The sequence below is a fragment of the Runella rosea genome (genome assembly GCF_003325355.1).
Lineage (GTDB): Bacteria > Bacteroidota > Bacteroidia > Cytophagales > Spirosomataceae > Runella > Runella rosea.
In genome coordinates, this window is the sequence record NZ_CP030850.1 from 4,715,234 (window position 1) to 4,735,530 (window position 20,297).

The 20,297-nt window shown below is 45.6% G+C and carries 15 protein-coding genes; 8 read left to right on the top strand and 7 right to left on the bottom strand.

The window, feature by feature from the left end:
- Positions 1–369: 369 nt before the first annotated feature.
- The 7 genes from DR864_RS19580 (at position 370) to DR864_RS19610 (ending at position 10,808) form a co-directional block, all read left to right on the top strand.
- The gene (locus tag DR864_RS19580) at positions 370–4,389 is read left to right on the top strand and encodes a S8 family serine peptidase (RefSeq protein ID WP_114068553.1); all 4,020 of its coding nucleotides are present in this window, start codon (positions 370–372) and stop codon (positions 4,387–4,389) included.
- Positions 4,390–4,476: 87 nt separating this feature from the next.
- Positions 4,477–7,218 (top strand): S8 family serine peptidase, encoded by a 2,742-nt coding sequence (locus tag DR864_RS19585; RefSeq protein ID WP_162793974.1) that lies wholly within the window; start codon positions 4,477–4,479, stop codon positions 7,216–7,218.
- Positions 7,219–7,230: 12 nt separating this feature from the next.
- Positions 7,231–7,860 (top strand): beta/alpha barrel domain-containing protein, encoded by a 630-nt coding sequence (locus DR864_RS19590; protein WP_114068555.1) that lies wholly within the window; start codon positions 7,231–7,233, stop codon positions 7,858–7,860.
- A 38-nt stretch (positions 7,861–7,898) separates the two neighbouring features.
- Complete coding sequence (locus tag DR864_RS19595; RefSeq protein ID WP_114070375.1) at positions 7,899–8,912, top strand: YheT family hydrolase; 1,014 nt, start codon at positions 7,899–7,901, stop codon at positions 8,910–8,912.
- Positions 8,909–9,466, top strand: a complete 558-nt coding sequence (mobA, locus tag DR864_RS19600) for a molybdenum cofactor guanylyltransferase (protein WP_114068556.1) — start codon at positions 8,909–8,911, stop codon at positions 9,464–9,466. The genes DR864_RS19595 and mobA overlap by 4 nt, the downstream gene beginning before the upstream one ends.
- A gap of 142 nt (positions 9,467–9,608) precedes the next feature.
- On the top strand, positions 9,609–10,352 hold the full coding sequence (locus tag DR864_RS19605; RefSeq protein WP_114068557.1) for a LytR/AlgR family response regulator transcription factor: 744 nt from the start codon (positions 9,609–9,611) through the stop codon (positions 10,350–10,352).
- A 63-nt stretch (positions 10,353–10,415) separates the two neighbouring features.
- Positions 10,416–10,808: a RidA family protein gene (locus DR864_RS19610; protein ID WP_114068558.1), complete on the top strand. Its 393-nt coding sequence runs from the start codon at positions 10,416–10,418 to the stop codon at positions 10,806–10,808.
- Positions 10,809–10,860: 52 nt separating this feature from the next.
- Here the strand turns inward: DR864_RS19610 and DR864_RS19615 are convergent, their stop codons facing one another.
- Positions 10,861–11,928, bottom strand: coding sequence for a mannose-1-phosphate guanylyltransferase (locus tag DR864_RS19615; RefSeq protein WP_114068559.1), 1,068 nt, complete (start codon positions 11,926–11,928; stop codon positions 10,861–10,863).
- An 88-nt stretch (positions 11,929–12,016) separates the two neighbouring features.
- The gene (locus DR864_RS19620) at positions 12,017–13,084 is read right to left on the bottom strand and encodes a DUF3089 domain-containing protein (RefSeq protein WP_114068560.1); all 1,068 of its coding nucleotides are present in this window, start codon (positions 13,082–13,084) and stop codon (positions 12,017–12,019) included.
- Between the two features lie 139 nt (positions 13,085–13,223).
- Between DR864_RS19620 and DR864_RS19625 the strand changes: the two genes are divergently transcribed.
- Complete coding sequence (locus DR864_RS19625; RefSeq protein ID WP_205319138.1) at positions 13,224–16,187, top strand: TonB-dependent receptor; 2,964 nt, start codon at positions 13,224–13,226, stop codon at positions 16,185–16,187.
- A gap of 76 nt (positions 16,188–16,263) precedes the next feature.
- Here DR864_RS19625 and DR864_RS19630 read toward each other — a convergent pair whose 3' ends face one another.
- Genes DR864_RS19630 through DR864_RS19650 form a run of 5 tightly spaced genes read right to left on the bottom strand, consistent with a single transcriptional unit; the run spans position 16,264 to position 20,297 of the window.
- Positions 16,264–17,820, bottom strand: coding sequence for a right-handed parallel beta-helix repeat-containing protein (locus DR864_RS19630; protein ID WP_114068561.1), 1,557 nt, complete (start codon positions 17,818–17,820; stop codon positions 16,264–16,266).
- 19 nt (positions 17,821–17,839) lie between these two features.
- Positions 17,840–18,439, bottom strand: a complete 600-nt coding sequence (locus tag DR864_RS19635; protein WP_114068562.1) for a hypothetical protein — start codon at positions 18,437–18,439, stop codon at positions 17,840–17,842.
- Between the two features lie 7 nt (positions 18,440–18,446).
- Positions 18,447–18,953, bottom strand: coding sequence for a hypothetical protein (locus DR864_RS19640; protein ID WP_114068563.1), 507 nt, complete (start codon positions 18,951–18,953; stop codon positions 18,447–18,449).
- A gap of 4 nt (positions 18,954–18,957) precedes the next feature.
- On the bottom strand, positions 18,958–19,434 hold the full coding sequence (locus DR864_RS19645) for a hypothetical protein (protein WP_114068564.1): 477 nt from the start codon (positions 19,432–19,434) through the stop codon (positions 18,958–18,960).
- A gap of 20 nt (positions 19,435–19,454) precedes the next feature.
- Positions 19,455–20,297 (bottom strand): type III secretion system effector protein, encoded by an 843-nt coding sequence (locus DR864_RS19650; RefSeq protein ID WP_162793976.1) that lies wholly within the window; start codon positions 20,295–20,297, stop codon positions 19,455–19,457.

Here is a 20,297-nt window from a genome sequence, read left to right on the forward strand (position 1 = left end):
CTCTTCTTAAACAAGGAGAAGGGGTATACGAGTTAAATTTTACAAAAGTAGGTTGGAACGCCCGTTGTTTCATTCACCCAAAATAGGGGATTATAATTTTGGCATTTTACTGAAATTTTAAGGGGTAATTTATTCATTTCCTGCCTATTTTCTTTTTTTAATTCCTCAGGTGGTGTATTCCACTGCATTGGATTTTGCCTATTTGCAACATTCAGCCTTTCCGAGCCGTATTTGCTTAAAAAAGGTTAAAATCACACAGATCAGCATCTTACATACTTTTCGACGCTTAAAACACCGTGCTTTGTAAAGTTGTATTTCCCTTATAACTTCACCCCACCCTTTTTCGTTTATACAAGAAATACCCTTCTTATGCACTACCGTTTACGATTCATTCTCCTGGGGCTATCCTTTTTTTCGTTGACTGGCTACGCACAACTCAAACCATTGTATTCGAGCGAGCAACGGCAGAAACTCCAAGACGTACAGAAGTCCATTGAAAATCAACACCTTACTCTAAATACCCAATTACAAACTCTGGCCCGGCAAAACAATTGGCCATTGCGACAGGATTTCTCCGACGGCAGGGTGATGATTTTGAGCGGAGTGAGCGACACGGGTCAACCTCTCTACAATATTACAACAACCAACCGGGGAGCCGCAATTACGACCCGCACCAATGCGCTCTACGATGGCGGCGGATTGGGGCTGAACCTCACGGGCGGCAGCAGTGTGATGAAAGACCGATTGGGCATTTGGGACGGCGGTGCCGTTTTGAAAACCCACAGCGAATTGACCGGGCGCATTACGCAGGTAGACGGTGCAACCAGCGTAAGCAGCCACGCCACCCACGTAAGCGGCACCATGATTGCCACAGGCATCAATCCACGGGCGCGTGGGATGGCTAATACGGCCACGCTACTGGCCCATGATTTCAACAATGATACCCCCGAAATGGCCAATGCCGCCGCCAACTTACTTGTTTCCAACCATTCGTACGGAACACTATCGGGCTGGCGGTTGAATACCGACCGACCTGGCACCGATAACAATCTTAAATGGGAATGGTACGGGGATTCAACCATCAACAGCCTTCAGGACTACAAATTTGGTTTTTATGATGCGCGCACCCGCGAATGGGACCGCATTGCTTATAATGCTCCTTATTATCTCATTGTCAATTCGGCGGGCAACGACCGGGGCACAACCGGCCCACCCGCAGGAACTGCCTATTTTTTTGGAAGTAGCAGCCGTAAAAGTACCACTCCACGCGCCGCCCAAACAGGATACGATTTAATCTCGACTTACGGAACCGCCAAAAACAGCCTGACGGTGGGTGCCATCAGTGTGTTGAATAATGGATATAATCAAATTTCTGACCCACGCATTTCAAGTTTTAGCAGTTGGGGCCCCACCGACGACGGACGCATCAAACCCGATATTGTGGGGGTGGGCGTGAGTGTTTTCTCAACCACTTCCACGGGCAATAACGCCTACACAACCCTCAGCGGTACGTCTATGTCGTCGCCCAATGTATCGGGCTCTATTTTTCTATTGCAGGAATTATACCATAACCTAAACGGTACGTTTATGCGTTCGGCCACCTTAAAAGGACTCGTGTTGCATACCGCCGACGATGCTGGCAATCCCGGACCCGATTACCAATACGGTTGGGGATTGTTGGACGAACGGCAAGCCGCCGAAGTGCTTCTCAACAAAGATAAATCGCATTTAATCACCGAGCGTACTTTATTGCCCAACGAAACCTACACAACGCAGGTAGTGGCTTCGGGAAAAGGCCCGCTCATTGCTACCATTTGCTGGACCGACCCAGAAGCGACATCGTTTGCCGCGACCACCGCCAATTTTAATAACCGTACTCCTAAGTTAATGAACGACTTAGATATCCGTATTTCCGACGGAACGACCGAATCGCTCCCCTGGGTGCTGGACCCAGAGCAACCCGCCAACAACGCAACACGGGGGGATAACATTCGGGACAATGTGGAACAAATCATGATTCCCAACGCGATTCCAGGGCGTACCTACACCATCACTATAAAGCACAAAGGCACATTAACCAACAACACCCAACTTTACGCACTGATTCTCAGCGGTATCGGCGGCAAGGCATATTGTGAATCCCGGGCTACATCCGACGCAGACACTAAAATTACGAAAGTGGTACTGGGAAATGTCACCCAACTTGCCAATAACGGCTGCCAAACGTACAGTGATTTTATGAGTCAAGTCGTAGCGATTTCTTCAGGGCAAAGTATTCCTTTGGAAATAAGCGTCGGCTCTTGCGGCGGAGATTTCAACAAAGTAGTAAAAGCGTTTGTGGACTGGAATTCAGACGGAGATTTTGACGATGAAAACGAAACGGTCGCAGCTTCGTCAGTCATGGGCAATGGCGTTTTTTCGACCGTTCTTAAAGCGCCGTCTGGGTTAATCTTCAATAACCTGTCCCGCATACGTATCGTAACGACCGAAACCAACAACCCCGCCGGTGTAACAGCCTGCGGCATATACGCCAAGGGCGAAACGCAGGAGTTTTTAGTGCGTTTTACGCGCCCCACGCGCGACGTGAGCCTATCAGCATTGGTCACACCTGAAAATAACTTTTGCAGCAATCAACTCAGCAGCGTTACCATTCGACTTAAAAACAACGGTTCGGAAGCTCTAACGGCTATTCCCGTTTCGGTTCAAGTATCGGAGCCATCAGGTGCAGTACTCGGAACCATTACCTCAACGTTTACGCAGGCTTTAACCGCTTTTTCGGAAACTGCGTTTTCATTGACCGCGCCATTTTTGAGTGAATTAAAACCCGCGACAAACTATCTCTTTACAATCAAAACACTCTTGCCCGACGATCAGGATTCGCTGAACAATAACCTGATTCAAACCAGAGCAGTGGCAGGTCCAACAATGATTACTGCGGCCACGGCGACGTACTGCGGTACCGACCCGCTTTCGCTCATCGTCAAAGGCAACGGAACCGCCTTTTGGTATGACAGTCCTTCTTCCTCTCAATTTATTGCCGTCGGCAACTCAACGAGTAGCAGTGTACGTTTGCCGGGAGGGACTTTTTACGTAGCCCTCAACGATTTCAGCGGCACCTTAGGCCCTACTACCAAATCCGCTTTTACGGGAGGAACCTATTCTGGCAATTTCGGCCCCGCGCCGCTCATTCGCACCGAAGTACCCATTTTGTTAGAAAGCGCTCGGCTGTACACCTCTTCGGCCGGTCGACTGACGTTTACCGTGTATGGTTTGGATGATAAATTTATCTCTACCACCACGATTGATGTAACCGCCAGCCGAAATCCTAACGCCCCCAATCAAGGAGCACCCACGGGGCAAATCTCCGACGACCCGAGCGACCCTGGCAAGGTATACTCGCTGAATTTGGCCATTCCCGCCGCTGGAGATTATAAAATTACGATTGAGTACGAAAACGGGGCCACCATATTCCGTAGCAATGCGGGTGTATCGGGCTTTCCGTTCAGCATTCCCAATGTTATTACATTGAAAGGGGCGTTGTTTACCCAAAACGGCGGGATTGATACCCTCACAAACGCCTATTACTATTTTTATGATTTAAAGGTTAAATCGTTGGGCTGTTCGAGCGACAGAATTCCCGTTGTATCCCAGTCCTCCACGGGGGCTACTCCGACCATCTCGGTCACGGGAAGTACCACCATCTGCGAAGGCACAGTCATTGACCTCACGGCCCCCGCAAATGGCGGCTCGTACCAGTGGTTTTTCAATAATCAGCCCGTTAGTGGAGCCACGAATGCTACCTTCTCGGCGGGCAATTCAGGCGTGTATACAGTGAGTACGTCGGTCAACAACTGCCTGCCTTCGGTGTCATCACCCGTGACCATCACCACCAAGAAAGCCGAAAAACCCACGATTACAACCAACGGCATCGAGCTTACATCCAGTGCCGTTTCGGGCAACCAATGGTTACTGAATGGACTACCGATTGCGGGTGCTACCGCCAAAACATACATGCCATCACAAACGGGTGGCTACTCAGTGAGAGGCAATGTAAATGGATGTGGCGAATTGATTTCGGACGAAGTACGGATTACAATCACGGCTATGGAACCCGTTTCTCCGATTGCGGAGGTATATAAAGTATATCCCAATCCAACCGAAGATTTTGTCATTTTAGAATATACTTCACCGACCCCCATTTTGCAAAAAATAATGGCTTATTTGTACGACTTACAGGGCCGTTTGGTACTGAAAAAACAGATGGAAGGGGATGAAAAAAAAATTAGTACGCAATTTAACCTCAAAATGCTGCAAAGCGGTACGTTTTTTGCTATAATTGAGGTGGAGGGTACACCAACGCGCATCATTAATGCCATTGTAAAACACTAAGTTGCGCACCTGTACTGTGAGAGGATGCTTGCTATTTTACCCCGTAAACTATTTTTTAGTATTTCTTCGCTGATAGGTAGGCTTTTAATGGTCTATCTATCAGTTATTTGCATTTTTGTCAAAGGCCAAACCGTCGAAACCCGTCTCAAAACACCAGAAAACACGGCTGGTTTACGCCACCTCGACCTCCAAAAACGCTACACCCTGAATCGCCAAAAGGCGCTGAGTCTTGCCAAAAAACAAAAATGGTTTATTAGCAAAAAATATGCCAAGGAGCGCATTTTAACCTTACAGGGAGTTGACACATTTGGTATACCCGTTTATTACACTGTTCATAACCTTTTGGCTTCTGCAGGTACGCACACCACCAACCTCTACAACGGCGGAGGCTTAGGTATTGATTTAAAAGGGGATTTGCCGCAGCTTAATGGCACCCTTTGCCTCTGGGACGGTGGCTTACCTCGACTTTCGCACATTGAATTTGGGGGGAGAATCCGTCAAAAAGACGGCAGTACCCTACTGAGCGACCATGCCACGCACCTATCAGGAACAATGGCCGCTGCTGGCATCAATTCACAGGTAAAAGGAATGGCGTACGGAGCTAAATTAGATGTTTGGGACTATACAGATGATGTGGTGGAAATGTCCCGCGAGGCATCAAAAATGTTGGTTTCAAATCACTCGTACGGCCCCGTTGTGGGTTGGTTTTACAATGAAAGTCGGCCGGGTAACGACCCGACTCGTAAATGGGAATGGTGGGGTAATACGAGCATCAGCACAAAAGAAGATTATCGCTTTGGGTTTTATGACGAAAAAGCGCAGGACTTGGATCAATTGGCGTACAACAACCCCTTTTACCTGATTGTAAAATCGGCCGATAACAAACGTAGCGAAACAGGCCCGCCCATCGGAACGCCTTATTTCTTACGAAATACAAACCAAACAAGTATTTTGGATCGGTACCGGAACGATGGCTACGACGTGATTCCCGCCGAAGCCAACGCCAAAAATATTTTAACCGTTGGCGGAGCAGAATTAAAACTGCAAAATGGCCGCATCGGTGGTTTCTCCGTCTCCGATTTTAGCGGTTGGGGGCCTACCGACGACGGACGCATCAAACCAGACTTATTGGGCGTAGGGACAAGCATTATTTCTTCCATCTCAAACGCCGACAACGCCTACGCAACTATGTCGGGGACTTCAACTGCTTCCGCCAATGTTTCGGGTACGTTGATTCTGTTACAGGAGCTTTTTTACCGTCAAAAAGCCTATTTTATGCGTTCGGCCACGTTAAAAGGACTGGTACTCCACACGGCCGACAAACCACTCGACAAATTGGGCCCAAGCTACGAATACGGATGGGGCTTGCTCAACGCCGAAAAAGCCGCCAAAGTCCTGATTAATTCAGACAATAACCATGTCGTGCTTGAAAAATCACTTCGGCAGAATGAAACTTATCAACAAAAAATCATTGCTACGGGCAATACTCCTTTGGTCGTAACCCTTAGTTGGACCGACCCAGAAGGTACGCCCACCCGGATTACGACCCAAACCGTAGATGACCCAACCATTAAACTCATCAATGACCTCGACGTACGTCTGAGCGACGATACTGGCAATACATGGTTCCCGTGGGTACTTGACCCCGCAAATCCCGCCAAAGAAGCAAGCAGGGGCGACAATATTCGGGACAATACCGAGCAAGCGGTGATTGAATCGCCAACGCCCGGAAAAGTGTATACTTTGACCATTCGGCATAAACGAACGCTGCAAACTGGCACCCAGCCTTATTCTCTGTTTATTAGCGGCATAAGCCCTCAGGATTGCAACGCAGCCGTTCAGTTAGTAGCAGGAAAAGACACGACGCTTTGCGGAAATATTGCCCTAAAGATGCAAATCAAAGGTGACAATGGCCTGACCTATCAATGGATGAAAGACGGGCAGTTGCTTGCTACCTCTACTTCTACCTCACTGGATATTTCACAGGAAGGGGTCTATTCCGTCAAGGCCATCGGGTATCAATGTTCGGCCCAATCAAAACCCATCAGCGTCCGTGTTTCTGGACTAACTGCTCAAATCAGCCCCGCAGGAAGTTTTGCTATCTGCGCGGGCAAGGCGGTACGACTATCCGCGAATGAAGGCTTGGGCTATCGATATCAATGGCAACGCAACGGCAGCCCCATTGCAGGCGCCACCATGTCGGTTCTTACCCCAACAGAACCTGGAACGTATAGTGTTATCATTCGGAGCAATAGTTGCACGGCCGTTTCCAGGCCGACTCAATTGCTTTCGGCGCTTCAACAGCCCGTTATTTCAACCAACACTGGTACCCTCATCCCCCCGAAAGGGAGTATTCGGCTCACAACCACTACGGGCGAAGGAATGACCTACCGCTGGTTTCTAAACGATAACCCTATTACGACTGCTACTGGAGCGCGGCTGACCGCATCATTACCTGGTAAATACACCGTTGAAATTACACAAAACGGGTGTTCCATTATGTCGGCCCCCCTCATCCTGACCAACGTTCCGTATCCAACAAATACCCCCGCCACGGTTCCTGAAATATTGATTGTGAAGGAAAACCTATCGCTTTTTCCAAACCCCGTCGTTCATACCCTGACCGTCGCGTATGCATCTGACAATACGTACGATTTAACGGCGCATATTGTGACGATGGACGGAGTTGAACTCGCGGGCAAATTGCTATACGACAACGGTAGTGTGTTTCTGAATCAGTTTGATGTATCAGAACTCCCGCCGGGTAAGTACTTCATTCAGGTCAGCGACGGGCGACGTTCCATTGCCAAACCTTTTGTAAAGCAATGATGTTTTGCGGGTATGAATCATGCCATCGAACTTAGCGTTTTGTCGCCCATGGCCTCGGTCGAATCTATGATTGATGCCTTTGAAGCCGTGCAGCAAAACGGGTTTGCCACATTGACCGTTCCTCCTTTTTGGGTCAAAAAATTACACCGCGATTGGCCTGAATCCGCCCAAGCCATTTTATCGACCGTGATTGGGTATCCTTTGGGCTACCAACGCACCGAAACCAAGCAAACTGAAACAGAATGCGCCCTTAACGATGGCGCGCGCGAAATTCAGGTGGTAATGAATACATCGGCTTGGTTTTCGAATTCAAACGGTTGGCCCAAAGTAGAATTTGCCAAACTCGCCAAACTGATTCACCAACGAGAAGCTATTTTTACGGTGATTATCGAAACCGATTTTTTTGATGAGTCCAACCTTCTTCGTGCTCTCAAAACTGCCGCCGACGCGGGAGCGGATTACGTACAAAATACCACAGGATTTTTCCAAAAACCATTTGACCTAGCAAAAGCAGTACGCTTTAAGCAGCTCACACCCGCCCGAGTTGGCTGCAAAATTTGGGCTGAGGGTGCTACCAATGAAGATTTTACGAAGCTATTGGAACACGGAGCAGAAAGGCTATGTTTGCCTTTCAGAAGCTAACGTACCGAATCTGTCCTTTTTGTTTCTGGAAAATTTTCATGCCTGTTATTTCGACCAACACCCACCGTCCGCCTTCGTGGTTGCCAAATGGCCACTACCAGAGCATTTATCCCGCTCTTTTTCGGACCGTTAATCCTTCCTACCAACGCGAGCGCCTTACCACGCCCGACGATGATTTTTTAGATATAGACTGGAGTTTTGCAAAAAAGAACAAAACAGCAGACAAAAAGGAAACTGCCAAACTACCCACCACGTTGCCTCCTTTGGTGATTCTTTCGCACGGGCTGGAAGGAAGCAGCACCCGGCAGTACATAACGGGAATGGTGAAGTTTCTGACCACCAACGGATTTGATTGTTTGGCTTGGAATTACCGAAGTTGCAGCGGCGAAATAAACCGCCAACTGCGATTTTATCACAGCGGCGAAACCACCGATCTGGAATTTGTGATTCAACACGCGCTCGCCAAAGGCTACACCGAAATCAACCTGATGGGGTTTAGTTTGGGAGGAAATGTGACATTGAAATACGTCGGCGAAAACGGAGCAAACATCCATCCAGCCATCAAAAAAGCGGTGGCATTTAGCGTGCCGATGGATTTATTGGCTTGTAGCCGCAATATCGAAAAACCAGAAAATAAAATCTATTTGTGGCGATTCTTAAAATCGCTAAAACCCAAAGTAACGGCAAAAGCCCAACAATATCCTGAGCATTTTGATTTAAACAAGTGGAAATACGTCAAAACATTCTGGGATTTTGACCACGTTTATACAGGACCACTGCACGGGTTTGAAGGGGCCGATGATTATTACCAGAAAAGCAGTTCCAAAGGTTTTATTCACGCAGCGGCCATCCCAACGCTCATCGTCAACGCCGTCAACGACCCTCTGGTACCCTATCAAAGCCTACCTGCCGATGTAATTGCAAATATGCCCAACGTGTGGCTGGAACTCACGCAGTCTGGCGGGCATTGTGGTTTTAGACCTGATACTTTTAGCCACAAAGACGCGTATTGGTCGGAAGTTCGGGCGTTAACATTTCTCACTGAGCCATGAATGCCCTGATTCTTGCGGGTGGACGCAGCACGCGGATGGGCACCGACAAAAGTCTGTTGACGTATCATCATCAACCCCAATGGCGCTATTTATATGAATTGCTGACGCCGTACTGTTCTACCGTTTTTATCTCCTGCCGAGCCGACCAAAAAGATAATTTTGACAGTTTCCCCTGCTTGATTGATACACGTGAAATCGGGCCATTGGGGGGGATTTTGTCGGCGTTTGAACATAGTCCAAACGAAGCATGGCTGGTTATGGCCTGTGATATGCCTCTTGTAGCGCCAGAAACGATTGCTTTTTTGGTCAATCATCGCCAATCCAATCAAATAGCTACGGCCTTTCAACACCCCGAAACCCTGTTTCCTGAACCTTTATTAACCATTTGGGAGCCTCAAAGTTATCAATCAATCCAAGCACAATTTCAGCAAAACCGCTTTTCACCACTGCAAATTCTAAAAAAAGCCAACGTCCATTTGATACCCTGCCCTACACCCCGTTGGCTCCAAAACATCAATACACCAGAAGATTTCAAAAATACGACTGGGCAATAATTTTGACGGACTGAAAATACCCATTTGACACGGTTCATAAAAAGCATGTAAGTTGTTTTCCGTTGCCTAAAAAGGCTTCCTTTATTTAGTAAACGGCCATTTTTTTCGCCGTAACTACCTTATTTTTGAAAAAAACAACGCTATGTTCAAAGCCATCCTTGTTGACGACGAACGCATGAGCCTTGAAGTTCTGGCCATCAAATTGCGTAAAGTTGCCCCTGAAATCAACATCTTAAGCACTTTCCAGTCGCCAGAAGAGGCGGTTGTGGGTATTCGACAACTAAAACCTGACGTGCTTTTTTTGGACATTGAAATGCCGCTGATGGATGGTTTTACGCTTTTACGCCAATTAGAACCTTATTCTTTTGAAGTTATTTTTACCACGGCCTACAACCAATACGCCATTGAAGCCATTCGTCAGAGTGCGCTGGATTTTTTATTGAAGCCCATTCGGGAAATTGAACTCAGCTCCGCACTGCAACGCCTTGAAAAAAAGCGCTACAATCAACAGACATCTCACAACGAAAGCCTAGCTTTGTCTTCGTTACAATTCAATAAAATCGCCATTCCCTCCTTGAAAGGCGTCACTTTTGTACCCATTCAAGACATTGTTTGGCTCGAATCAGACAGTAATTATACCGTATTTCACCTCGCCGCCAACGGAGCGCCCCCTCGTAAACTGGTGGCATCGCGCACGCTCAAAGAATTTGAACAGATACTTGCCTCCGCTCACTTTTTACGCGTCCACCGTTCGGCTTTGATTAACCTATTGCGGGTCAAAGAATACGTACGCGGAGAAGGCGGCACTGTGCTGATGGACGACGGCTCAGAAGTAGAAATTTCACGGAATGAGAAAAAAGGATTTTTGGAAAAACTGGGGCTGTAATCTTTGTTCATTTACAGGATTATGTACTTTTATTCCTTCAAAACCACTTAATTCTGTTTTTTTATGCCGCAGTCACGTACTAATATTTCTTCTGGCTCTCCGTGGGAAGCCACCGTGGGGTATTCAAGAGCCGTCAAAATCGGCGCTGTTATTGAAATCAGTGGAACTGTCGCCGTTGAGGATGGTCAAGTAGTAGGATTAGAAGATCCCTACGTCCAAACCAAAGTTATTCTAAAAAAAATTGAGACCGTATTAATCGAAGCGGGCGCTTCGCTCAAGGATGTTGTCCGCACCCGTATTTTTGTGACGGATATTTCTCAGTGGGAAGCCGTTGGTCGGGCGCATGGTGAGTTTTTTGGAGAGATTCGGCCGTGTACTACGATGGTAGAAGTAGCTCGTTTAATTGCCCCCGAATACATGGTGGAAATTGAAACTACCGCGATTCTTGAAAATTAACCCCACCACCCTTTAAAACAAAGCGGGGGAAGCTTTCGCCTCCCCCGAATGTTTAAATATATTGACTACCTAGTTGCTTGGCATCCGCCACAAAATCTCTGACCCGCTGCTCTTCATCTATTTTACAAATCATCAGGACACCGTCGTTTTCGGCAATAATGTACCCGTCAAGTCCCTGTACCACCACCAGCTTATCTTTGGGCGTTTTAATAATGCAATTTCCTGTATTATAGAGCTTTATGTTTCCTTCAGTTGCATTTTGCTGCGCATCTTTTGGCGAAATATCGTAGAGAGATTTCCACGTTCCCAAATCTGACCAGCCAAAATCGCTTAAAACGACATAGACATTTTCGGCTTTTTCCATGATGCCCACGTCGATAGAAACGTTTCTACAAAGCATGTAAGCTTTATCAATAAACGTCTTTTCTTGATCGGTATAGTAATCCAATTCACCCGCCACAAAAACTTCCGCTACTTCGGGCAAATAAGCTGCAAATGCTTTGAGGATGGCCTGGACATTCCACACGAATATCCCTGCATTCCATACAAAATCACCACTTTCTAGAAATTTAACCGCAATTTCCAACTGAGGTTTTTCGGTAAACGTTTTTACTTTTTTGGTCTCACTTTCGGAAGGTATAAACTGAATGTAGCCATAGCCCGTATCGGGACGAGTGGGTTGAATGCCGAGCGTAATCAGAATTTCTTCTTTTCCAGCAGCGTCGAGCGCAAACAGAATTTTTTCACGAAATATTTCTTCTTTCAGAATAATGTGGTCAGAAGGAGCCACAACCACCCTTGCTTGAGGGTCTTTTTTGGCAATCTTATAACATGCATACGCAATACACGGGGCAGTATTGCGGCGATTTGGCTCCAGCAAGATTTGGTCGTCTGTCAGGAATGGAACTTGTTTTTTAATCAAATCATAGTACTCGGCACTGGTCACGATGTAGATGTTTTCGGGAGGACATACTCCTTCAAAACGACTTACAGTTTGTTGAAGCAGTGTTTTTCCGGTTCCCAATACATCATGAAACTGCTTGGGGTTGTTGTTTCGGCTGAAAGGCCAGAACCGTGTTCCAGCGCCACCTGCCATGATAATTACAAAATTGTGATTCATAAGCGATGAGTGATGTGAAGCGTTAATAATTGACAGGAAAAGTACTGTATTCAGACGATAAATCCCCTTTTACGTTACATTTTCTGGTTTATTTTTGCTCTTGTTGGATATAGTTTTCAACTCGTAAAGCTACATTTTCCCGGATACTTTGCCAAAAAAGGTTTATGTCGGCCGAATGCCACACTTTGTTTTTTATCAAAGACCTCCCTTTTACGTAGGGTTTATTAATCCACAAGAGCCCTTGGTGAACCTGCGCATCAGCCAACTGCGGCACAAACGTAAATTTTAGGCCTACACCCCCCTTGTTCAGCGTTTGGGAAGCATACTCTTCGGTTAAACGCCACGTCAGCGGATTGGTGCAGGCTGCGGTGGAAAAGCGATTAGGAACGTATTTGTCAGGAAAGAAGCCGCGCAAATACGTGTGCCAAGAAGCAAAGCCGCCTACTTCTTCGGGAGTCTTTGCTGGTTTAATGGTTTTAAAGTCATCAGGCTGAACAGGCACGTCAGTTATATCTCCTACCAAATAGGCAAACACCAGTTTTTGTCGGAGCGGTTTGTCATCAAAAAAATCCTTCAGCAAACGTTTGGCGTGGGCCGTTCCTTGGCTGTGAGAAGCAATGACGATGGGACGACCCTGATGAAAATTTTGTAAATAATACTCAAACGCCGCTTTCACATCAGCGTAGGCCAAGTCCATTGCTTTTTGTTTTTCCAGTTGGTTTTGCGTCACAAAACTGTAGTAATGCGCCTGACGATAGCGGGGAGCGTACACTTTGCAGGAGCCATTGAAGACCGAAGCCTGATTGAGAATAGTGGAATTGTCCACCTTTTGATTCAATGCTACATCATTTACATCGGCATTCCACTCAAAAGCGCCGACGGCTGGCTGTTGCGTATAAATTGTAGGGTGAATGAAAAAAACATCAGCTTTTGCTACCGCCTGCCCATCTTTCAGACCCGACTTCAGAGGCACACTATCGGCGGCATCTTTTATCGTGGGCAGTGCCGCCCAGTAGAGTGGTTTGGCATAATCAGGAGCGGCGGGAGCATTCTCCAAAATGTATTGACTTTGTAAGGTCACTGATTTTGAGCAGCCTGTTCCAATCACTAAAAGGACTGAAAAAAGTACCGAAGGGCGATATTTTAGTTTATTCATTATTGTACTTTTCTAACAATTATGCATGCATAACACTTTTTTTTATGAATATAGGAAGAAAAAATTGTAACCTATTTTCAAAAGAACGAATATTACACAAAATTACGAATGAGTTACACCCAAAAACAACTTTAAACCTATGGATAAAATTTTAAGAAATGCCATACTCTATTCAATGGCATGGTTAATGAGCGCAGGCATAGTGTTGGCTCAAACAAAAGTCGCCGGAAATGTGACGGATGCAACAACGCGTGATGGATTGGTGGGCGTGAGCATTCAAGTGAAAGGAAAAGTGGTTGGAACCATTTCGGACGCAAAAGGTAACTTTTCACTGACTACAAATACCCCCGCACCTTTTATTTTGGTCGTCACGTCTGTTGGGTTTGAAACCCAAGAAGTACAAATTAACGGCGATCGCATGGATCTCAAAATTGTGCTCAAAGAGCAGGCATTGATTGGTCAGGAAGTAGTTGTATCGGCTTCTCGGGTTGAGGAAAGCGTTTTGAAATCGCCCGTGAGTATTGAGAAAATGGACATTCGTAACGTCCGTGAAACTCCTGCCGCTAACTTTTATGATGCTATTCGTAACCTAAAAGGGGTAGAAGTGAGCACTCAATCGTTGATGTTCAGTTCTGTTAATACGCGTGGATTTTCAGGAAATGGCAATACACGGGTGGTACAAATGATTGACGGAATAGACAATCAGGCTCCAGGGCTCAACTTTGCCGTAGGCAACATAGTTGGAATTTCCGAACTTGATTTAGAAAGTGTTGAACTTCTTCCTGGATCTGCTTCTGCTTTGTATGGCCCCAATGCCATCAATGGATTGTTATTAATGAATAGCAAAAATCCATTTCTTTATCAAGGAGTAAGTGCTTACACAAAATTGGGCTTGATGAGCGCCGATAATCGCTCCACCAAAACTACGCCTTTTTATGATGTAGCTTTTCGGTATGCCAAAGCATTCAATAATAAATTTGCCTTTAAACTCAATGTTGGTTACATCACTGCTCAAGATTGGCAAGTGAATGATTATCGCGACCAAAGTTTTCGAGGAACTACCCCTGATAACGGAACTCGCAGTAATCCTGGGTATGATGGAGTAAACGTCTATGGAGATGAGAATTCAAGCGGTGCTGGCTTAGCGAGTTTACGGGGCACATTCGGCCAGTTACTTGGGGTACCACTTGCTCAATTAAACGCTATCAGCGCTCCATTGGCTCAACTGGTTGGCGGTATTAATCAGTTTTCTACTGCTACGGGTATTCCAAGTACTCAGCTGATAAACGATATTTTACTTCCCAATGTAGCTGTATCACGTACAGGTTACAATGAGTTTGATTTAGTAAACTACAACACAAAAAGCTTGAAATTAAACGGCGCATTACACTATCGTATCAACGACAAAGTAGAAGCCATCGTTCAGGCCAACTGGGGAGCAGGGTCAACAGTATACACTTCTTCAGACCGGTACCAGCTCAAGAATTTTACCATGGGATTATATAAAGCCGAATTGAGAGGATCTAACTTCTTTGTTCGTGGCTACATGACCGCCGAAAATTCAGGAGATACCTACGCCGCTGGTTTGCTCGGCACTTATATCAATGAAGCGTGGAAACCAAGTGTACCACCGGCGTCAGCGGGTTTAGCAGGCTTGGCGCAAGGGTGGTATCCACAATATGCCCTTACGTATGCTGGTGGTGCATTCCAGACTTTTGTACCTGCTTTTCAAGCAGCATTGAGGGCTGGACAAACCCCACAAGCTGCCTATGCTACTGCCTTAGGTACAGTTAATTCAAACGCTGGCGCCTTGCATACCGCAGCTCGCGGCGTGGCAGACCAAGGCCGTGTTTTGCCAGGAGATCCGCGCTTCGACCAGATTGCGGCTCAGGTAAAAGCAAATGCCATTCCAAGCGGAGCATTATTTGTAGATCGTACCCGGTTATACCACGCTGAAGCCATGTATAATTTCAATGAACTAATTGATCCTAAGGTAGTTGAAATTATTGTAGGGGGAAATTATCGAAAATATGCGTTGAATTCTAATGGTACACTATTTTTGAAGAAATCGGATGGGAGTGAGTTCAGCATTAACGAATTTGGAGGGTATACTCAAGTGAGTAAAAATTTTAATGATGTATTTAAACTCACGGGCTCTGTTCGTTATGATAAAAATGAAAACTTTGCTGGTCAATGGAGTCCGCGTATCTCGGCCGTTTATACTGCCAATAAGAACCATAACATCCGAGCTTCTTACCAAACAGGTTTCCGAATTCCGACCAACCAAAACCAATACATCAATCTTAATACGCCCGTATCTTTATTGATTGGTGGGTTGCCTGCGCTCTGGGACAATTACAAACTTCGGGAGGGAGGTGGCTCTGTCAACATTGCTACTGGTCAGGCATGGAGTTTTCCAGAATTCAAACCTGAACGTGCTTTGAGTTTTGAAGTGGGATACAAAGGAATGATTGCCAAAAAATTGTTGGTAGACGTTTATTATTATAACACTACGATGAAAAATTACATTGGTGGCGTACTACTGAGAAATGCGGCTATTCCACAAGTAATATCAATGTCGACAAATTATACTGGAGATATTAAGACGCAAGGTTTCGGTTTAGGGTTTGATTATTTATTACCCAAAAACTATACTTTAGGCTTTAACCTATCTAATAATACCCTTGATGCTGGGGGGGTAAAAATGTTTAGCAGTGAGAAAAATCGCAACGTGCTGGATGACGGTTTTCAAGTGGGATACAATACACCTAAATATCGGCACAACGTAACTTTTGGGAATCGTAATTTAGGCAACTCAGGTTGGGGCTTCAATGTAGTATGGCGTCATCAGGCAGCATTTGATTGGTTGGACCTCCTTCAACCTGCTTTGGCCCGACAGCCCCAGAACAGTACTCAACTTACCATACCAGCATTCGGTACTTTAGATGCCCAAGTGAGCAAGAAAGTTTCATCTATTAAATCAATTTTTAAGATTGGAGGCACTAATCTATTAGGAACTCAATACCGTACAGGTTGGGGAAATCCAGTTGTCGGTTCAATGTACTATGTTTCACTTACCTTTGATGAATTATTAAATAAATAGCGCCTAAACATCGCTTTTATTTTAGAACAAAATAGGCCCCATTCGGGGCCTATTTTGTTCTAAAATAAACTAAAAATCAGTTGCTCCCACCAGTGCCTTTGGTTCCGATTGTCGTCACTGCTGGCGGAATAGAAAGCGCTGTTCCGTTGCCAGCTTGGTCGGCTCCGATGTCCAGTTTTGCGCCTCTCGCGCCGCCGTCGTAGTCTTTTTCTACCAAAATCCCCAATGCTTTTCCAGTACCAATACAAGGGCTACCCGCGGTGAGGTGGTATTGACCGTCGAGTTTTGGGTCTGTAATTATAGTAGTGGCGTCAAATTTGGATTGGCTTTTCCAGTTGGCAAAACCTTCAAATTCAGTATAATCATCATCAGATTTATCAATTCTGAAAGTGAGCGTTCCAGGTTTGAAATAAACGTTATTACTCAATTCATTGATCCCTTGAGGAATGCCTCGCAAACGGGCGATGTAGCCTTTGGCGGCGGCAGTTTGCACAAAAATATTATTAGAAATTTTAAGGTCTTTGCAATTGGGGTATTGATCTCCTTTGGGTGTGCCATAAATCTCACCCCGGGCAATTATCAACGCTGCGCTCGCTTCCTGCGCTACATTAATGAGCGTATTGTTATAAACTTGCGCATTAAGGGCGGCGTACAATCCAATACCTTCCCATTTGGTATTGACCACAATATTGTTGCGAATAATGATGTTGATGCTTTCAAAATACGTAGGGTTAGAGGTTGTATTGAACCACTCCGCATCAGTATCCAAGTAACCAGCTACCAATCCACCTTCGCCGCAATTCATGATGAGATTTTGCTCAAAAACACAATCTTTTGCCCCTCCTTTTGCGTACAGTGCGTTGGTGGCGATGTCGTGAAAATAGCAATTACGAACCGTCATATTGGAGCCGTTTACGTTGTCAATTCCTTCGGCATTCTGCGCCGATATGTTGGCGGGCCCCACGCCAGAGCGGTAAATTTCGCAGTTAAACACCTGAATGTTCTGGCATCCAGGCGTAATTTTGATGCAATCGCGGCCTGTATCGTGGATTTTGCAATTCAAAATTTTGATGTTTTTAACCCCGCGTCGTTTGTCAAAAGGGACACTGCGGTCGTCGTCCCAATTGCTTTCAAACTTGATCCCGTAGTAATAGCCCCCCATAATTTCTACGTTTTCAATGGTTATGTTTTCACTCTCTGGTTCTCTAAACCAGAGGCAGCTGGAAATATCTTCCACCGTCATTATCGCTTTGATAACTGCCCATTCGCCGGGATAGGAATGCAGATGGATATTGGAAGTTCTGAACTTTACTTCTTCGCTTAGGTGGGTGCCACCGCGCAGAATGATTTCCAAACCTTTAACTGGGTCGGCAACATCGGCGGCTTTCTGGATAGTTTTGAAAGGCTTCCCTTCACTGCCGTCGTTGGAATCGCTGCCGTTGGGAGAGACATACACCTTTCCAGTGATGGTCTGCCCGCCATTGTTGCCAGGGTCACTACAACTCGGTGGTTCCTGCGGACAGCCACAGGCGGTGGGGTCGGCGTCGCATTCGTCGGTTTTAACTTCCGCCTTTTTGCATCCTTCTATCACCGAAAAAAGGGAAATAAGGGCAAAAAAAAATAGCTTTTTCATGTAAATACCAGCTAAAATCCTATTGTTTTTGACGATTAAGGGTAACAGTAACTTTTTTATCAAAACGCGGGTCTGAACTACTCCAAAACGAAGATTTATCAGGACGACGATAACTGAAATTTAGCGTCAAGGTCATTGAATCATCGCGCCAACTGTTAGGGCTAGAATCGTTGATGTAAAAGTTATTAATTGGCAACATTTTCGTCTCATCCGTAATAAAATCAAGGGTAAACAAATGGTAATCATCCTTATTCACGCCTCCCCACAACTCATAAGTTTCCTTCCCTAACTTGCTCTCAACCAATGCAATGCCGTCAAAATTTCGGCGGGCCGAAGAACCTCGTCGACGGCGGCTTTTTCGGCCCGCTTTCTCCCATCGTTCTTCATCGGTGGTTGGAACAAAAATTTCCAATGCAAGCTTTTTAGCCACCCCATCGGGATCAGTAAAGCGGCCCTGCCATTTACCAACCAACAGCGGCGCATCTGCATCGCGACTATAAGCCCATGGTCGTTCTTTGAGGTCGGAGTAGTAGCTGTAATAGTATTTACATTCATACATGCCCCAACTTAATGCTGCCAAAACACCCAAAAAAAGCAATAGCTTTATACTCTTTGTCATTGGTTCTTTACAATTTATGATAGGTATAAATAAGCGTATTCTTTTTATACGGGCCTATTTTGGTTGCATCTACCCTTAGCGACATTATTTTTACCTCGGATGAAGTCTCAATAGCATAGGTTAAATCACCACTTTGGCCTAATGTTTCGGCCAATTGTTTTTCTTGGGTACCTATAATTTTCAACTCCCCGACATCAATATTTACCCCATTCAATCGCTTGACTTTCAGCTCCCAACGCACTTCACGGCTTTTCCCATCCTGCGTAGCGACCAATCTTCCATCGCTGAAAAATTCCCAAATGATGACAGTTCCTTTTGATTTAAGTTCTGTTCCAGTATCGATTTCAGACCCGTCTTGTTTCACTATTTCGTAAACAAAGCGTATTGCCTCCCACTTGCCAATTAATGACTGGAAATTATCAGGCTGAGGGTCTTCGGTTTTCGAGCCGCAACCAGCGCCCGAGTTGAGGACTAAGATGCTCAACAGTACGGAGCAAGAAAGTAGTTTTTTCATGGCCTTATTGGGTTCTTTTCATATACCACCTCACCAAACTATAATCGGTATTTCCCACAAATGGACTGCCATTAACTATCCATACAATCTCATTATCGCTCAGTATTTCCAAGTGCCCTGTCAGTTGGTCTCCATAAACTTCGGCGATGTCTTTATTGTCATTGTACAGCGTTAATTCGCCTGTTCCAGCGGCTGCATTTTTTACTTTGTAAGACCATCGGCCTTGCTTTTCGCAGGTTTGTTGGAAGCAGCCATCCATTGAGCCATCTGCATAAAATTTATAGCCTAGGTAGCCATCCTTAATAGTCAGCGTGATTTTATCACTTGCTGATACGGAATAGGTTTTGTACACGTCCCAGCGGCCACCAACGAGCAGTTTAACATATTCGGGCTCGGGCTCTTCTTTTTTGTCACTGCAACCCGCTCCCGAGTTGAGGATGAAAACGCTGATTAAAACAACGTACGCGGTTATTTTTTTCATGGTTGTTATTGATTAAACTTTTATTTGGTCCATCCTTCTTTTTCTACCCGTTCGGCTTCTCTTAAAAATTTCATCGCCTCTCCTTCTAGTTCGTCTGTTCTGTGGAAAACCTCTCCCGAACGCGGCCGCAATTCCCGCAGTCTCCGTTCTGGAAGTGTATTCAAATAATAACGGACTGGGTTAAAAACGCCATTTTCGTGACGGACATAGTTGAAAATTAGCTCAGGTGCCTGCTCTGTCAGATTCCAAATCAACTTTTCGTGAGGAAATTGAGAATAAGGATAGCCAAATTGGTTTGGGTCAGCATGAAGTATCAGAAATCCCTCGTCATGACTGCACATACCTGTGAGTTGTCCCTCGGTATGGTCTCTGCGTAGAACTTGCCTACCTTTTGCCGACATGTATATATTGGTCAATAAAATTGCCGCAAACTCACCAAAAGTATGGTAGTAAAAATTGGGTGGGACAAACAATGCCATATCTTGCTTGGCGCCATGATGCATAAAATAAGCATGAATAAGTTCATGTAATATTATTTCGTCAGGCATAAAACCTGGACTTTTTTTACCTGTTCCCTTCACATATTCTACTGAAATAGGGATTTCAATGGCATTTCCCCAGCTTGGATTTCGTCTATCTTCCGCACACGCATTTCCATTGATTGGATCAGGCGTAATAATGACTTTTTTATTGCTCGTCTGACCAATGAGATTGATGATTCCCAGCCCCGTCCAATTAGCTTTCATAATATCTGCCAACAACGACAGTACCCGCTTTTGGAAATCTTCAAAGTCATCTACGTATTTGGTTCCCGGTGCAACGATTATATTGGGAGCATAGATAAAAGAGACCGAATTGCTCAT

Excerpts from the sequence above, each read along its gene's own strand:
- DR864_RS19650 (WP_162793976.1), bottom strand. The coding sequence starts at position 20,297 with ATGAGCAATTCGGTCTCTTTTATCTATGCTCCCAATATAATCGTTGCA.
- DR864_RS19610 (WP_114068558.1), top strand. The coding sequence starts at position 10,416 with ATGCCGCAGTCACGTACTAATATTTCTTCTGGCTCTCCGTGGGAAGCC.
- DR864_RS19585 (WP_162793974.1), top strand. The coding sequence starts at position 4,477 with ATGGTCTATCTATCAGTTATTTGCATTTTTGTCAAAGGCCAAACCGTC.
- mobA (WP_114068556.1), top strand. The coding sequence starts at position 8,909 with ATGAATGCCCTGATTCTTGCGGGTGGACGCAGCACGCGGATGGGCACC.
- DR864_RS19645 (WP_114068564.1), bottom strand. The coding sequence starts at position 19,434 with ATGAAAAAAATAACCGCGTACGTTGTTTTAATCAGCGTTTTCATCCTC.
- DR864_RS19605 (WP_114068557.1), top strand. The coding sequence starts at position 9,609 with ATGTTCAAAGCCATCCTTGTTGACGACGAACGCATGAGCCTTGAAGTT.
- DR864_RS19640 (WP_114068563.1), bottom strand. The coding sequence starts at position 18,953 with ATGAAAAAACTACTTTCTTGCTCCGTACTGTTGAGCATCTTAGTCCTC.
- DR864_RS19635 (WP_114068562.1), bottom strand. The coding sequence starts at position 18,439 with ATGACAAAGAGTATAAAGCTATTGCTTTTTTTGGGTGTTTTGGCAGCA.
- DR864_RS19590 (WP_114068555.1), top strand. The coding sequence starts at position 7,231 with ATGAATCATGCCATCGAACTTAGCGTTTTGTCGCCCATGGCCTCGGTC.
- DR864_RS19595 (WP_114070375.1), top strand. The coding sequence starts at position 7,899 with ATGCCTGTTATTTCGACCAACACCCACCGTCCGCCTTCGTGGTTGCCA.
- DR864_RS19615 (WP_114068559.1), bottom strand. The coding sequence starts at position 11,928 with ATGAATCACAATTTTGTAATTATCATGGCAGGTGGCGCTGGAACACGG.
- DR864_RS19620 (WP_114068560.1), bottom strand. The coding sequence starts at position 13,084 with ATGAATAAACTAAAATATCGCCCTTCGGTACTTTTTTCAGTCCTTTTA.
- DR864_RS19625 (WP_205319138.1), top strand. The coding sequence starts at position 13,224 with ATGGATAAAATTTTAAGAAATGCCATACTCTATTCAATGGCATGGTTA.
- DR864_RS19630 (WP_114068561.1), bottom strand. The coding sequence starts at position 17,820 with ATGAAAAAGCTATTTTTTTTTGCCCTTATTTCCCTTTTTTCGGTGATA.
- DR864_RS19580 (WP_114068553.1), top strand. The coding sequence starts at position 370 with ATGCACTACCGTTTACGATTCATTCTCCTGGGGCTATCCTTTTTTTCG.